Below are 14,292 nucleotides of genomic sequence, written 5' to 3' on the forward strand. Positions count from 1 at the left end.
CGATGCTATCCCTCACCATTTCCGGGCTCTCGGTTCGTTATTCCGGGCTCGGCACGCCCGTTCTTGCTGTAGACTCTCTGCAGCTTTCCGCCGGGGAAAAGATTGCCGTGACCGGCGCCTCCGGTTCCGGCAAGAGCACGCTGGTCAATATCGTCACCGGCCTCGAGCGTATTCGGGAAGGCAGCGTTTCCTGGGGCGGAAAGGCCATAGAGACGCTGACTGAAACGCAGCGCGACCGCTGGCGCGGGGAAAATGTCGGCCTCATCATGCAGGAGTTTCATCTGCTGCCAGGGCTCTCCGCCATGGAAAATGTACTGCTGCCGGTGCAGCTCTCGCGCTCCATGACGCAAGCGCATGCCGAGCGCGCCCAGTTCCTTCTCGACAAGGTCGGTATCAGCCGCACAGCCCAGAAAATCGACACCATGTCTCGCGGAGAGATGCAGCGCGTGGCCATTGCCCGTGCGCTTTTGCGCAAGCCGGGCGTCATCGTTGCGGATGAACCGACGGCCAGCCTCGATCCTGAAAATGGCGCCTCCGTTGGGCGTCTGCTTGTCGATCTGGCGCGGGTCGAAGGCTCGACGCTGGTCGTCATTACCCATGACATGTCGCTTGCGCGGCGCCTCGACCGCCGTATCGAGCTCGCCAATGGTCGCATCGTCTCAGACGCTTCTGAAAGTACCTCACAATGATGCGCTTCATCCTGTCCGATCTGAGACGCCTCTGGGCGGGCTCGATTATCGTCGTCCTGCTCGTTGCCATGGCGACGGCGCTTGGGGTGACAGTAACACTGCAGGAAAGAGCCCTGCGGCTTGGTTCTGCGCGCGCAGCAGACAAGTTCGATCTGGTGGTCGGTGCTGCTGGCAGCGAAACACAGCTTGTGCTTTCTTCCGTCTTCCTGCAAGCCGCACCCCTGCCGCTTGTGGGCGGCGATGTTCTGGCAGCTCTTTCGAAAGATCCTCGCGTTTCCTGGGCCGGACCCGTGGGCTTCGGCGATTCCTTTGCCGGCTATCCAATCGTGGGAACGACCCGCGCCTTGATCGAGAACACGTCCGGCGGCCTTGCGGAAGGCGAAGGCCTTTCGGACGGTTCCGACGCCGTTATTGGCTCTGCCGTCGATCTTTCCATCGGCGCAAAGATCAAGCCCATGCATGGAAGCGCGCAGGAAGGCGGGCATACCCACACGGAAATCGTCTACCATGTGCAGGGCCGCCTCAAGCCCACCGGCACGCCGTGGGACAGGGCCATTCTCGTTCCCATAAGCTCTGTTTGGCACATTCACGGCATGGAAACCGGCGAACATTCTCACGACCATGCGGAAGAGGCAAAGGACGAGGGACACGACGCGCATGAACATGAGCACGAAGAAGGACACGAGGAAGAGCTGGTCGAGAACTTCTCCGAGGCATCGCCCGGCGTTCCCGCCATTCTTGTGAAGCCAAAGTCCATCGCGGATGCCTACAAGCTGCGCCAGCAATATCGGCAAGGCAACACGCTGGCCGTTTTCCCCGGGGAAGTGCTGACCAAGCTTTACGCGACGCTGGGCGATGCACGCGAGGTGCTGTCTTTCGTCGCCATCGGTGCGCAGATTCTCGTTGCGGCGGCGCTCATACTGGTTACGCTTACCCACGTCGTGCAGCGGCGCAAGCAGATCGGCGCATTGCGGGCGCTCGGCGCTCCGAGATCATCCATATGGCTGATCGTCTGGACCGAACTCTTTTCGCTGTTTGCCACAGGTATCGCGCTCGGCTTTGCCGTCGGCTTCGTCGCCGCAAAGGCGATTACCATGACGCTCGTTGCCAAAAGCGGCGTCGTCATGCCGGTGGAATTTGCCAGAGCCGATGGCGTACAGGCCAGCATTCTGCTTGGCGCAGCCGCAGCACTAGCTCTTCTGCCTGCCTGGCTTGCCTATCGTCAGTCTCCCGTGGACGCACTTCGAAGCTGAGAGAGACGCATCACGGCGCTGTCGGAGGATAGCGCCGTGTAGCTTAGTTCACGCGTGAACTACGAGTTCGAACGCACCAGCGTTTTGACCCTTTGGGCAAAGACATCCAACTGGAACGGCTTTGTCATGACATGCATGCCATGGTCCAGATGCCCGTGGTTCAGCACTGCATTTTCGGCATAGCCGGTGATGAAGAGAACCTCCAGCTCAGGCCGGTTGACGCGGGCGGCGTCGGCCAGCTGGCGTCCATTCATTCCGCCCGGCAGACCGACATCGGTGATCAGCAGGCTTATAGGGCGGTTGGAGTTGAGGATTTTCAGCGCAGAGGGGCCGTCTTCCGCTTCGATTACGGAATAGCCGAGATCCTGAAGCTCTTCCACCGCCAGCATGCGAACCAGGGGCTCGTCATCCACCACCAGAATCGTCTCGTCGCCATCGGCGCGCGGAGCATCGATATGGCTCGCCTCGGCCTCCATATCTGCGTTTTCAATCGAGCCCGCATAGCGTGGCAGATACAGGCAGATCATCGTGCCCTTGCCGAGTTCGGAATAGATGCGCGCGGCACCACCGGACTGTCCGGCAAAGCCGTAAACCATCGAAAGGCCAAGCCCGGTGCCCTGCCCTATCGGCTTTGTCGTATAGAACGGATCGAATGCGCGCTCGATGACATCCTGCGACATGCCTGTTCCGGTATCGGAAACGCAGAGCGATACATATTGCCCAGGCTCCAGCCCGCGCATGCGGGCAGAGCGCTCGTCCATCCAGCGGTTGCCCGTTTCGATGGTCAGCCTGCCACCGTTCGGCATGGCGTCACGGGCATTGATGCAGAGATTGAGCAGCGCGTTTTCAAGCTGACTTGCATCGACGAATGTCGGCCACAGACCAGCAGCGCCGACGGTCTCGACCTTGATTTCAGGCCCAACGCTGCGAATGACAAGCTCCAGCATGCTGTCGACGAGCGTGTTGATATTGAGCGGTTTGGGGTCGAGCGTCTGGCGGCGAGAGAAGGCGAGAAGCCTCTGTGTCAGCGCCGATGCGCGTTTGGTCGCGCCCATGGCGCCATTGATGTAACGGTTCAGATCACCCACCCGCCCCTGCGCCAGTCGCGTATTCATCATTTCCAGACTGCCGCTGATGCCCGCGAGGATGTTGTTGAAGTCATGCGCGAGCCCGCCGGTCAGCTGGCCGACGGCCTCCATTTTCTGCGCCTGCCGCAACGCCTCTTCCGCTGCCATAAGCTCGCTCGTGCGCTCCTCCACCTGCTGTTCCAGCGTGGCGTTCAACGTCTCAAGCGCCAGTTCCGCCTTGCGCCGGGCGGTAATGTCCTGAAACAGAACGGCGACCTGACGCCGCTCTATCGGTTCGATGCGGACCGCGGCAAGCTCCAGATATCGCCCGGTTGCGACGAGTTCCTGCTGGAAGCGGATCGGCTCTCCGGTTTGCAGCACGGCACCATAACGGGCAATCCAGGCATCGGCCTCTTCCGGCACCATGGTACGAAGCCGCTGGCCCACCACATTCGGAATACCCGCATGACGGGCATAGGCATCATTGGCCTGAATATGGACATAATCACTATCTGGACCATGCGGCCCATCCAGAAACTCGATGATGCAGAAACCCTCATCGATGGCGTCGAACAGTCCCTTATAGAGATCTTCGCTTTCCCGCCGCGCCCGTTCCGAGAGTGTGCGCTCAGTCACATCCGAACCTTCCACGAAGATTGCGCTCACCGAGCCGTCGGCTCCGCGGATCGGCTGATAGACGAAATCGAGATAACGCTCCTTGATCGGGCCGTCCTGTTCGGACTGCACGGCAAAAAGCGCGCCTGAGGCGGTGTAAGGAGTGCCCGTCGAATAGACTTCATCCAGTATTTTCACGAAACCCTGCGCCGCTGCATCCGGCAGGGCCTCGGCAACCGTGCGCCCGACAATATCGCGCCGACCGACGAGGTTCATATAGCTGGGATTGGCAAGTTCAAAACGATGTTCCGGGCCGCGCAACAGAGCAATGAAGGTGGGTGCCTGCTCGAATAGCTGCGTCAGGATAGGGCCAATATTGCCGGTACTGCTGGTCAATTTTCACAACCCCATAATAATCACAAAAACGCCATCTCGATAAACTGGCGTTTTTTACGCTATTACCTCGACGGATGACAGATTTATTGCGTCGGCATGATCAGATTTGGCGGAACGGAGAGCGTGTCGTTCCCGTTGATCTTGGCATCGAGATATTCAATCGCATTTTGAAGACCATTGACCGTGTAAGGTTTTTCGATGGCGCCCACGGCACCGGCAAAATCATCCGGGATGCGCTTCACATTGCCGCTGACGAAGACATATGGAATGTCTTCCTCCGCCAAAAACCTTCCCACATCGACCCCGGTCGGACCATCCACGAGATGAATGTCGACAAAGGCGAAGTCCGGACGGTCCTTTTCGACGAGAGCGCGGGCCGCCATGCTGGCGGCTGCGATACCGGTAACGGAGTGGCCTGCGGCTTCGATTTCGCTCTCCAGTTCGAGGGCAAGCAGTGCTTCGTCCTCAACAATCATAATGCGCAAACCATTATTCCTTTTCATTCTCAACCATCAGCGTGACGCTTACCATGGTGCGCCTGCCATCTCGTTCTCGTTTGATATCGGCATTCACCTGCCGCGCGCAGGTTTCCAGAAGCATCTGGCTGAACTTCTGCTCTTCCTCATTGACCTCTACGGGATCGATCGTGTCGGTGACCTCGATCAGGAAATGGCCGTTCAGCCGTTTCACTGTAACCTTGATGTCGCCGCCGCCGTCCCCCAGCCCGCGCCGCACGGCATCGCCTACCAGTTCATTGACGATGAGCGATAGCGGCGAGGCTTTTGCAGCGGGAACATAGACAGGTGAGAGGTCCAGTTCGACATTGATATCGTTACGCTTCAATTGGCCGGTGAGATTGACGACCAGATCCTCCGCAAAATCTGCGACATCGAAACGGGCAATATTTTCTAGTGTGAACAGCTTGCGATGAACGGTGCTCAGCGCTTCGATCCGGTTCAGCACGGATTTCAGCGTTGCGCTCACCGTTTCGTTCCCGGTCATGCGATCCTGAAGCTTCACGATGGAGGCAATCGTCATGAGGTTGTTCTTGACGCGATGGTCCACTTCGTGAACGAGAAGCGTCTTGGCTTCCAGCGCATCCCGAAGGTCCTTCGTGCGCCGGGTCACCTCTTCTTCGGCTAGAATGCGCGCTTCGGCCAGCTCGGCTTCCTTGGTTTTGATGCGGGTGAAATCCAGTTGGGATGCGAAATAGTATATCACTTGGCCCTTGTTATCGCGCACAGGACTGACGAAAAGAGCGTTCCAGAACTCTGAACCGTCCTTGCGATAATTGAGGATATCGACCGATACAGGGCGACCCGCGTCAATCGCGTCGCGAATGTTCGCGACAGCGCCGGGGTCAGTCTTTTCGCCCTGCAACAGCCGGCAATTCTTGCCGATCAATTCCTCGTTGGAATAGCCAGTCAGGTCATTAAAGGCCTTGTTACAGAAAATAATAGGATTATCGTCCTGCTTCGGATCGGTGATGATCATCGGCATTCGCGTTGCCTTGAAAGCCGCTGCGAAGGGGTCTTCCGAAAGATGATCTGCAAGCAGGCGCTCACCAGCTTTGCGCGCTTCTGAGGGCAGTAAATAATCGACCATAAATTTTCCCGCATTCCCATTAGACGCATAATATTTGGGAGCGGGAAAGGTTCCTGGTGCTGCCGAATTTTAAAAAGCGAATTTATCCTTTCGCTAGCGGGACTTAAATTTACCTTTGTTCGAAAATACTGATAAAGATGTATCAATCGCAAAAGACGCATCTCGCTCAATAGCTGCTCGAAGCTATTCGCGGTGCCAACAAGAAGACGGGAGAACCGCATGCTGCGAGACGAGAACACCCAGATCATTTCCTGCGATCTCGAACCGATCCATCGGCCCGGCTCCATTCAGCCGCATGGCCTGATGCTCGTTGCGCGCGCGGAAACACTGGAAATCGTCGGCGCAGGCGGTGATGTTGCCTTGCGCTTCGGCAGGGACTGGCATGGCCAGACCCTAGATGTATTTCTCGGGCTCGATCTCACTCAGATTTCCGCAACGGCACGCACCGGGCATCCTGCCGTGATCGGCAGGGTGTCTGTTGCCAAGGGCGACATGAACGCTGTTGCCTTCGTCTCGGGCGATTACATCGTCGTCGAGCTGGATGAGGCGGAAGAGGATGCTATTCTGAGCGTGCCCTTTCTCTACGGTCTTGAAGCCGCGACAGCGATGTTCGAACGCGCCGGAACGCTTGCGGATTTAAGCCAGGAGGCCGCCAAGACATTCCGCCAACTGACCGGCTACGGGCGGGTCATGATCTACCAGTTTCTGGATGACGACGCGGGCGTGGTGACGGGCGAGAGCCTTGACGAGACATCCGGCAGCTTCATCAACCACCATTTCCCGGCAAGCGACATTCCGCGTCAGGCACGCGCGCTTTATGTGCGCAACAAGGTGCGCGTTATACCCGATGTGCATTATGTGCCGCAGCCCGTGATGGGCACGGAGGATTTTTCGGGTATCGATCTCAGCGATTCCATGCTGCGCAGCGTTTCCCCGGTGCATCTGCAATATCTCCGGAATATGGGCGTGGCCGCATCCGCCTCCATCTCCATCGTGAAGGATGGGACGCTGTGGGGGCTGATCGCCTGCCATCATCACGAGCCAAAGACGATACCGCTCAGCATCCGGCTTGCATGTCAGGCGCTTGCCAGTGGGCTATCGCGGCAGGTGAAGGCGAAGGAAGAGGCGGAGTTTTATCGCGAGCGCATCCGGCTTCGTGCGCAGGAAGATGCCGTGCTGTCCCAGCTGGGTGGCGACAAATCGCTTGGCGACTTCTTTGAGAATTCCGGTCGTGAGCTTGCCAAGCTGCTGAATGCCGATGGTTTTGCCGCGACTCAGGGCAAGGACCTGTTCACCTTCGGGCGCTGCCCGGACAATATCGATATTCGCGATATTGCCGAATTCGTCAGACGCCCCGCAGCCGTGCAGGCGCTTTCGACCGCCAGCCTGCCGCGCCTCTTGCCGGAAGCAAAAGCCTATGCCGATCGGGCCAGCGGGCTTCTTGCAGTGACCATGTCGACGGAAGTGCCGACCATATTGCTATGGTTCCGGGCCGAACATCTGGAAGTGGTGAAGTGGGCGGGTAATCCGCACAAGGATATTCCCGTCAAACCGGACGAGACCCTCAATCCCAGAACATCCTTCGAGGAGTGGACGGAGAGCGTGCGCGAAAAGGCACGGCCTTGGAGCCATGCCGAAATCGATGCTGCGAGCCGTATCGTCCGGCTGATGCTCGAACACCGCAACAATCGCCGCACACGACAACTCAATATGGAGCTGACGACGACGCTGAAGGAAAATGAAAGCCTGATCAAGCAGAAGGACTATCTGCTGAAAGAGGTGAACCACCGCGTTCAAAACAGCCTGCAGCTTGTCTCGGCATTTCTGAGAATGCAGGGCAGAGCCGCAGGCGATGAGGCCGTCTCGACCCATCTGGAAGAAGCGCAGAAGCGATTGAATGCAGTGGCGCTGGTTCACCGCAGGCTTTATCAGGATGATAGCGTCGAAATTATCGATCTGTCGCGCTATCTCGAAGACCTCGTGCGGGACATGCAGGCGTCGATGGATCAGCGCTGGGTCAACCACATGATCATGGATCTGGCACCCATCCTGATTTCGACGGACCGCGCTGTGAATGTCGGGCTTTTGCTGACTGAACTCATCATCAATGCGCAGAAATACGCCTATGACGGCGATCCGGGGTCATTGCTGATAAAGCTCGAACAGCACCGAACTTCGTTCCGCCTGATCGTGGCCGATAAGGGCCGGGGCAAGACCAGCCAGAACACCAGCGGCTTCGGCTCCCGCATGCTGACCGCCATTGGCGACCGGCTGAAAGGCCATCTCGATGAAGAGGACAACAGTCCGGGCCTTCGCGTCGTGGTGACCGCCGCGATATAGGGCATTTCCGCTTTTCTCCGAAACGTGTAAATGCCCTAAGTCTCTGCTATATCGCGTTTTCCGGACGCAAAACCGCTTCGCACTTTTGCTGAAAACGCTTCTGCGGTCTTGCCATCAATTCAGAAGACTTTCCTGAGCTTGGCATCGACCGACTGGCTATTGCCGCCTCGGACCGCGAAGAAGAGGAAGATGGCGGCCCACAGGATCGACTTCTCCGATCCGCCCAGGCCTTCAGCCTTTACGATCCAGTGGAAATAGACGGTCACCATCAGGACGATGAAGGATGCGAAAGCGGCAGGGCGCGTCAGCAGACCGATGGCGACGAGGATGCCGCCAAAAAATTCCGTCGCGGCAAGCAGCGGTGACCAGAACACGCCGGGATAAAAGCCGAGTCCTTCCACCATGCCGACAGCGCCGAACGGGTTGGTGATCTTGCCGAAGCCGTGCGTAACCAGCAGCACGCCAGCCACGACGCGCAGAATGGTTTCCGCCAGTTCATATGTGCTGTTATAAAGGGGAGCGACCGCCGGGACGATCAGGCGCTCACGCGAAAGCTCAGTATTAGCCATTGAATACTCCGCAGGTTGCAATGCACAATCTTCTGCGAAAAACAGGGTCCGTTAACAAGCAGCAATTGCGGAAAACCTGAGTGAGTAAGTAATATTTCTGTGACCCACATTGGAGAGGCTCATGACAGAAACGACAACCAAGCCCCGTGTCGCAATCACCTACTGCACGCAATGCAACTGGCTCCTCCGGTCCGCATGGATGGCACAGGAGCTGTTGGCCACGTTTTCCGACAGCCTCGCGGAAGTCGCTCTCATTCCGGCAACAGGCGGACGCTTCGACATCACCGTGGATGGTGAACTTCTTTGGGAGCGCAAGCGCGATGGTGGCTTCCCTGGCCCTAAGGAATTGAAGCAGAGGCTGCGTGACATGATAGACCCCGATCGCGACCTCGGTCATCTGGACCGGCAGAAAAACGAAGGGCTCGACAGTTAAGCCACTCGTTGTTCGATAATAAGTCCGCTTCGCGATTCGGATCGTTGAAGGCCATTGCTCTTTTTCTACCCCCCTTTTGGGTGAAAAGCGCATGTTCGAAAGCGGGTGCCATCCACAACAATCCATGTTTTTCGATGAAAAAACAAAGATCGTCATAAAACTTCAAAATCTCTGTTGACACCAAGCGCTCACCCCCGTACATGGCTCCTCGTCGCCCAGATGGCGGAATTGGTAGACGCGCCAGCTTCAGGTGCTGGTACTCGAAAGGGTGTGGAGGTTCGAGTCCTCTTCTGGGCACCATTCCTTATTTGATCCTAGCCAGATCAATGACTTACCGAAAAATCGATGAGTTGACCTGCCCTTCGGGGCAGCGGAAATTCCGTGGCCATCGCGCACGGATCGGCGGCGCTGAGAGCGCTGGTCCCTCGCTTCTTCCAAAGATATATTGTGTCTGATTATTGGCCTGCGCCGGTCGCGCCAGCGCTGCTTTCGTTCTGGGAATGCTCTTCGCAGTTCGGCGTGCAGGAAAGAACGGTTCGCGCCGTCTGGCGGAACACGCGCACCGTGTTGCCCTCATCGATCGATACGAGTATCCGCTCATCGACAATAGCGTTGCCCTGCCCATCAAGCAGCACCAGATTGGTGGTGCCGAAGCTGCGGCCGGTCAGGACGATTGTCGTGGAATCGGCGACCGTCGCATCCGCGACCTTGGAATTGCCAATGATGACCTTGCTTACGGGCCTGTCCAGTTTCAGCACGCGCGCATGGTTCATCGACACCCGCAACATCTCATCTTCTTGCGCGCGAGCCGCAGCAGGAACAGCGGCCAGCACCGCCATGGCAACTGCGAATCTCGTAAAGGTAGAGGATGACATGGTTCAGGCGGACCTTCATTAGCACGAGCAGGCATTATCTATGCCCGGCCACAATGACCCGGAATGGTGAATGAAGATTTAAAGACCGGATTTTGCGCTCGAAAGAGTAAACGCGCAAATCCCGCAATGATTGCAGCACGCAGGAAGCGAACCATTATTGCACAGGGTGTGTCTCACAATATGAAACAGATACGCCTTCTCCAAGACCCTGAACGCGCTTATTATCAGGACTTTTGTGACTTCAGTAAAAATCGATATTTTACTTGGTATAATCATTTACCAATCGCTCGGCATTACCGCTTTAACACTATATTAATCGCTTTTATTAAGCCGCTGGAAATCGAGCTTTTGTAGGTTGAAGGCAACCGAACAACGGAAAACAGTTGTCGGAGTGCTGACCAACAAACAAGAGCTTAGGAGAAACCCGCATGACCAAGATTTTCGCACGTTTCATGAAAGATGAGTCCGGCGCAACCGCCATCGAATATGGCCTGATCGCAGCCCTCATTTCTGTTGCTATCATCACTGGCGCAAAGAGCTTGGGAACGTCTCTTAGCACACAGTTTACGAATATCGGATCTTACTTGAACCTCGCAGCAAAAACTAACTGATCCTAATCGGCAGTATAGTATGCTTTAATGATCAGCTGTCCTGGAATTTCCAAGGCAGCTGATTCTATGAGAATGACATACTGCTCTTTGGCGGGTGAATATGATAATTGCATGTATTTTCGTTATCGTTCCGCTTTGTCTCGCTTTTGCAGCCTTCAATGATCTGTTCACGATGACGATACCCAACAGGATTTCAATTATCCTGTTCAGTTCCTTCTTCTTCATTGCGCCCTTTACCGAAATGACGTGGCAAACTTTCGGTATGAGCTTGGTCGGGGCTGCACTCGTCTTCATATGTGGCTTCACATTGTTCGCCTTGAACACCATGGGCGGCGGAGATGCTAAGCTTCTTACAGCCTCTGCATTATGGTTCGGCTTTAGCAGTCAGCTCGCAATGTATATGGTTGCCGTGGCAGTCGTTGGAGGGATACTAACTATGCTGATCCTTTTCATCCGAGCCTATCATCAAGAGATCACAGCATCTGGTCTTCCCGTCCCCGACTCACTTCTAATCGCAAAGAAAATTCCTTACGGCATCGCCATCGCGATTGCAGGTCTGATGACTTACCCGGAAGCTCCTATCGTTCAGGCGGCGATGCGTTCGATTCTTTGATCTCGAGTAGAGCGCTGCGTCTCCACTTGAGCTTCGACGCTGTTTATTTCTGATTAACCAGACGCGATCAGATTTTATTAACCATAATTACACGAATGGCGGGCCATCCTGAGGGCAGAGATTCTACCTTCTTCAAAGGCCCAGCATGAAGCCCTCGCGTGTCGTCATTCTTTCCGTTGCTGTCGTGGCCGCTGGCCTCGCGGGCCTGCTTGCCATGCAACTTTCCAGCCCGCAGCAGGTGGTGCAGAAGGCTGAGGCGATTATTCAGAAAGAGCCGACCGTCAACGTGCTCGTCTCCTCGATCAATCTGCCGGTCGGAAGCAGGCTCGACGCAAATTCCGTACATTGGGCCGCCTGGCCGCAGGGCAGCGTTACGGACAGCTATATCACCGACGCGAAACAGCCCGACGCCGTCAATGAATTGAGCGGCGCAGTCGTGCGCCTGCCGCTGTTCGAGGGCGAGCCGCTTCGCCCGGAAAAGGTGGTCGATTCCAGCACGCGCATCATGTCCTCGCTGCTTCCAGCCGGAAAACGTGCCGTTGCGACCGAAATCTCCGTTGCGACCGGCGCAGGCGGCTTCGTGCTGCCCAACGATCGCGTCGATGTCATTATGGTGCGCAAGAATGAGGGCGGCGGCTTTCTGACGGAAAACGTTCTCAACAATGTCCGCGTTCTTGCCATCGACCAGCAGATCAAGGAAGGCCAGGACGGCACATCGGCGGTCGTCGGCGCCACGGCGACGCTGGAACTGACGCCTGATCAGGCGAAGATCATTACCGTTGCACACCAGATGGCTGACCGCCTGACACTTTCGCTGAGATCCGTCGCGGACGCGCAGGATAGCGACACTCAATCCGCGGATTACCTTCTCAGCGGCGGCTCGGGCAAGCCTGCAATTCAAGTCATCAAGTCAGGCTCTATCGTGCGGGACAATCAGGGGGCAACGCAATGAGCGAGATCAGACCAATCCAATCGCTGAAAAAAGCCCTTCAAACGTCCATCGTCGGCGGCCTCGCTTTCACCATTGCTTTCGCTGGCGTGCCCGGCGTTTCACCCCATGGCTTCGGCCCGATGGAGGCGTTGGCGCAGAGCGCGAGCATCGTGCGGATCAATGAAAGCGGCACCGGCGTTCGCAAGCGCGTGAAGCTCGGTCTCAACAAGGCGCTGGTGATCGATCTTCCTCAGGATGCCCACGATATTCTGGTTGCCGATCCCAGCATGGCTGACGCGGTGACCCGCACGTCGCGTCGCATCTATCTTTTCGGCAAGTCCGTCGGGCAGACGAATATCTTCATCTTCGGCGCTCAGGGCGAAGAGATCGTCAGTCTCGATCTCGAAGTGGAACGGGATATTGCCGGGCTCGAAACCAATCTGCGCCGCTTCATCCCCGATTCCGACATTCGCGTGGAGATCGTATCGGACAATATCGTCCTTTCGGGAAGCGTGCGTACACCGCAGGATTCCGCTCGCGCCGTCCAGCTTGCCAGCGCATTCCTTCAAGGTGGTGAAGCAACAACCCGCAACATTACCGCCACCAGCCAGAGCAATGGCGATGGGGCTGTGGCGATCTTTGCCGAAGACCGGCAGAAATCCTCCATCGTCAACATGCTGACCATTGAAGGCGAAGATCAGGTGACGTTGAAGGTAACGGTTGCCGAAGTCAGCCGTCAGGTTTTGAAGCAGCTCGGATTCAACGGTACGATTAGTGGCCCGAATACAGGCGTGTCCTTTGCCAACCCCGCCAATCTGGGCAATGCGATAGGCGTCGCCGGAACCGGCACAGTTGCCGGAACCATCGGCAAGGTTGCTTTCTCCAGCTACTTCAACGCAATGGAGCAGGCTGGCGTGATGCGCACGCTTGCCGAACCCAGCCTCACGGCTATTTCCGGCGAGCAGGCAAAGTTCTATGTGGGCGGCGAATTCCGTCTTGCAGGGATACAGAACGTAACCTTCGATGAACAAGGTGCACCGACTGTCACACGACAGACGGATACGGTCGACTACGGGATTGAGCTAAATTTCCGCCCGGTCGTGCTTTCTCCCGGCCGCATCAGCCTGAAGATCGAGACCAACGTTTCCGAGCCGACTTATGAGGGAAGCGTTGTCTCCGGTAACGGCAACACGGCCCGCGTGCCCGGCAGCACCTATCTCTCCATTCGCAAGCGCGAAGCTTCGACCAGTGTCGAACTTCCGTCGGGCGGTTCAATCGTCATTGCCGGTCTGGTGCAGGACAATGTTCGTCAGGCCATGTCCGGCCTGCCTGGGGCGTCCAAGATACCGGTGCTCGGCACTTTGTTCCGCAGCAAGGACTTCGTTCGCAACGAAACGGAACTGGTCATCATCGCCACGCCCTATCTCGTTCGTCCCGTGGCTCGCAATCAGATCGCCCGCCCGGATGACAACTTCAATCCAGAGAACGATGCCGCGATGTATTTCATGAACCGGGTGAACAAGGTTTACGGCAACAACAGGCAGCAGGTTCAGGCCCAGCCTTATCAGGGCTCCGTAGGATTTATCTACAAATGACGAAGACGCACCCGATGAAGACCACCGGTTTTTCCGCCAGCAGATCGGGCCTGATCTGCACCATGTCGCTGGTCGCACTATTGGCGCAGGGATGCGCCCGCGACCCGCAGACGACCGGTGCGATCCCCGACGATTACCGCACACGCCATCCGATCACGCTGTCGGAGGCTCAGCACTCGCTTGATATTCCGGTTTCACCTGCGGATCACAAGCTGACCACCGCAATGGCGGACAACGTCAAGGGCTTTGCCCAGAGTTACACGGCAACCTCTACCGGCGTCTTTCAAATTCAGGTGCCAACCGGTTCGCCAAATTCGGCAACGGCCTCCCTGCTCAAGCGGCAGATCCGCTCGGCGCTGGTGTCTTCCGGCGTGCCCGGCAACAAGATCGTGGAAGTTCCCTATGGAGCATCTCCTTACGGCGATGCCGCCCCTATTCGCCTGTCTTACATCGCTGTTACCGCCATGACGGGCCAGTGCGGCCAGTGGCCGGAAGACCTTAGCAACAACACCTATTCCAATAAGAACTGGTACAATTTCGGTTGCGCATCGCAAAACAATCTCGCCGCGCAGGTGGCAAATCCGATGGATCTCGTCGGTCCACGCGGCATGAGCCCAATCGATGCCGAGCGCCGGTCCACAGTCATCGACAATTACCGCGCCGGTAAGACGACCGTGACGAGCGAAAATTGATGATGGCG

General features: G+C 56.9%; 14 protein-coding genes and 1 tRNA gene. 10 read left to right on the forward strand and 5 right to left on the reverse strand.

Translation table 11 applies throughout. The features are described 5' to 3' along the window. Positions 1-2 precede the first annotated feature (2 nt). Both CFBP5473_RS00615 and CFBP5473_RS00620 read left to right on the forward strand, forming a co-directional pair. Positions 3-689, forward strand: coding sequence for an ABC transporter ATP-binding protein (locus CFBP5473_RS00615; protein ID WP_027674598.1), 687 nt, complete (start codon positions 3-5; stop codon positions 687-689). Then, positions 686-1,942 carry an FtsX-like permease family protein gene (locus tag CFBP5473_RS00620; RefSeq protein WP_027674599.1) on the forward strand — a complete coding sequence of 419 codons (1,257 nt, stop codon included), beginning with the start codon at positions 686-688 and terminating at the stop codon, positions 1,940-1,942. The genes CFBP5473_RS00615 and CFBP5473_RS00620 overlap by 4 nt, the downstream gene beginning before the upstream one ends. 59 nt (positions 1,943-2,001) lie before the next feature. Here CFBP5473_RS00620 and CFBP5473_RS00625 read toward each other — a convergent pair whose 3' ends face one another. The 3 genes from CFBP5473_RS00625 to CFBP5473_RS00635 all read right to left on the reverse strand — a co-directional run bounded on the left by CFBP5473_RS00625 (position 2,002) and on the right by CFBP5473_RS00635 (position 5,625). Further along, positions 2,002-4,020, reverse strand: a complete 2,019-nt coding sequence (locus CFBP5473_RS00625) for a PAS domain-containing protein (RefSeq protein WP_169696862.1) — start codon at positions 4,018-4,020, stop codon at positions 2,002-2,004. Between the two features lie 83 nt (positions 4,021-4,103). Further along, the gene (locus CFBP5473_RS00630; protein WP_027674600.1) at positions 4,104-4,505 is read right to left on the reverse strand and encodes a response regulator; all 402 of its coding nucleotides are present in this window, start codon (positions 4,503-4,505) and stop codon (positions 4,104-4,106) included. A gap of 4 nt (positions 4,506-4,509) precedes the next feature. After that, positions 4,510-5,625 (reverse strand): PAS domain-containing protein, encoded by a 1,116-nt coding sequence (locus CFBP5473_RS00635; protein WP_027674601.1) that lies wholly within the window; start codon positions 5,623-5,625, stop codon positions 4,510-4,512. A gap of 219 nt (positions 5,626-5,844) precedes the next feature. On the opposite strand from CFBP5473_RS00635, the gene CFBP5473_RS00640 reads away from it, so the two are divergent. After that, on the forward strand, positions 5,845-7,965 hold the full coding sequence (locus CFBP5473_RS00640; protein WP_027674602.1) for a histidine kinase dimerization/phosphoacceptor domain -containing protein: 2,121 nt from the start codon (positions 5,845-5,847) through the stop codon (positions 7,963-7,965). A gap of 119 nt (positions 7,966-8,084) precedes the next feature. Here CFBP5473_RS00640 and CFBP5473_RS00645 read toward each other — a convergent pair whose 3' ends face one another. Next, positions 8,085-8,534 (reverse strand): DoxX family protein, encoded by a 450-nt coding sequence (locus CFBP5473_RS00645; RefSeq protein WP_027674603.1) that lies wholly within the window; start codon positions 8,532-8,534, stop codon positions 8,085-8,087. A 121-nt stretch (positions 8,535-8,655) separates the two neighbouring features. Here CFBP5473_RS00645 and CFBP5473_RS00650 point away from each other — a divergent pair, with 121 nt between their 5' ends. Beyond that, positions 8,656-8,967 (forward strand): Rdx family protein, encoded by a 312-nt coding sequence (locus CFBP5473_RS00650; RefSeq protein ID WP_027674604.1) that lies wholly within the window; start codon positions 8,656-8,658, stop codon positions 8,965-8,967. A 213-nt stretch (positions 8,968-9,180) separates the two neighbouring features. Beyond that, positions 9,181-9,267, forward strand: a tRNA-Leu gene (locus tag CFBP5473_RS00655). Between the two features lie 155 nt (positions 9,268-9,422). Here CFBP5473_RS00655 and CFBP5473_RS00660 read toward each other — a convergent pair. Further along, positions 9,423-9,842 carry a pilus assembly protein N-terminal domain-containing protein gene (locus CFBP5473_RS00660; protein WP_027674605.1) on the reverse strand — a complete coding sequence of 140 codons (420 nt, stop codon included), beginning with the start codon at positions 9,840-9,842 and terminating at the stop codon, positions 9,423-9,425. Positions 9,843-10,270: 428 nt separating this feature from the next. Between CFBP5473_RS00660 and CFBP5473_RS00665 the strand changes: the two genes are divergently transcribed. From CFBP5473_RS00665 to CFBP5473_RS00685, 5 genes are all read left to right on the forward strand, one after another. Next, positions 10,271-10,453: a Flp family type IVb pilin gene (locus CFBP5473_RS00665; protein WP_027674607.1), complete on the forward strand. Its 183-nt coding sequence runs from the start codon at positions 10,271-10,273 to the stop codon at positions 10,451-10,453. Between the two features lie 100 nt (positions 10,454-10,553). Further along, positions 10,554-11,066, forward strand: coding sequence for an A24 family peptidase (locus CFBP5473_RS00670; protein WP_027674608.1), 513 nt, complete (start codon positions 10,554-10,556; stop codon positions 11,064-11,066). A 145-nt stretch (positions 11,067-11,211) separates the two neighbouring features. Next, on the forward strand, positions 11,212-12,018 hold the full coding sequence (gene cpaB, locus CFBP5473_RS00675) for a Flp pilus assembly protein CpaB (protein WP_027674609.1): 807 nt from the start codon (positions 11,212-11,214) through the stop codon (positions 12,016-12,018). After that, on the forward strand, positions 12,015-13,592 hold the full coding sequence (locus CFBP5473_RS00680; protein WP_037170818.1) for a type II and III secretion system protein family protein: 1,578 nt from the start codon (positions 12,015-12,017) through the stop codon (positions 13,590-13,592). Before cpaB ends, CFBP5473_RS00680 begins: the two co-directional genes overlap by 4 nt. Continuing rightward, entirely contained in the window at positions 13,589-14,284 is a 696-nt protein-coding gene (locus CFBP5473_RS00685; RefSeq protein ID WP_027674611.1) for a CpaD family pilus assembly protein, read from the forward strand. The genes CFBP5473_RS00680 and CFBP5473_RS00685 overlap by 4 nt, the downstream gene beginning before the upstream one ends. The last annotated feature ends 8 nt before the right edge of the window (positions 14,285-14,292 follow it).

It is taken from the genome of Agrobacterium larrymoorei (genome assembly GCF_005145045.1).
In the GTDB taxonomy this organism is placed as follows: domain Bacteria; phylum Pseudomonadota; class Alphaproteobacteria; order Rhizobiales; family Rhizobiaceae; genus Agrobacterium; species Agrobacterium larrymoorei.

Bases quoted from the DNA above. Each gene is read 5' to 3' on its own strand.
- CFBP5473_RS00615 (WP_027674598.1), top strand. From the start codon at position 3: ATGCTATCCCTCACCATTTCCGGGCTCTCGGTTCGTTATTCCGGGCTC.
- CFBP5473_RS00620 (WP_027674599.1), top strand. From the start codon at position 686: ATGATGCGCTTCATCCTGTCCGATCTGAGACGCCTCTGGGCGGGCTCG.
- CFBP5473_RS00635 (WP_027674601.1), bottom strand. From the start codon at position 5,625: ATGGTCGATTATTTACTGCCCTCAGAAGCGCGCAAAGCTGGTGAGCGC.
- CFBP5473_RS00640 (WP_027674602.1), top strand. From the start codon at position 5,845: ATGCTGCGAGACGAGAACACCCAGATCATTTCCTGCGATCTCGAACCG.
- CFBP5473_RS00645 (WP_027674603.1), bottom strand. From the start codon at position 8,534: ATGGCTAATACTGAGCTTTCGCGTGAGCGCCTGATCGTCCCGGCGGTC.
- CFBP5473_RS00650 (WP_027674604.1), top strand. From the start codon at position 8,656: ATGACAGAAACGACAACCAAGCCCCGTGTCGCAATCACCTACTGCACG.
- CFBP5473_RS00660 (WP_027674605.1), bottom strand. From the start codon at position 9,842: ATGTCATCCTCTACCTTTACGAGATTCGCAGTTGCCATGGCGGTGCTG.
- CFBP5473_RS00665 (WP_027674607.1), top strand. From the start codon at position 10,271: ATGACCAAGATTTTCGCACGTTTCATGAAAGATGAGTCCGGCGCAACC.
- CFBP5473_RS00670 (WP_027674608.1), top strand. From the start codon at position 10,554: ATGATAATTGCATGTATTTTCGTTATCGTTCCGCTTTGTCTCGCTTTT.
- cpaB (WP_027674609.1), top strand. From the start codon at position 11,212: ATGAAGCCCTCGCGTGTCGTCATTCTTTCCGTTGCTGTCGTGGCCGCT.
- CFBP5473_RS00680 (WP_037170818.1), top strand. From the start codon at position 12,015: ATGAGCGAGATCAGACCAATCCAATCGCTGAAAAAAGCCCTTCAAACG.
- CFBP5473_RS00685 (WP_027674611.1), top strand. From the start codon at position 13,589: ATGACGAAGACGCACCCGATGAAGACCACCGGTTTTTCCGCCAGCAGA.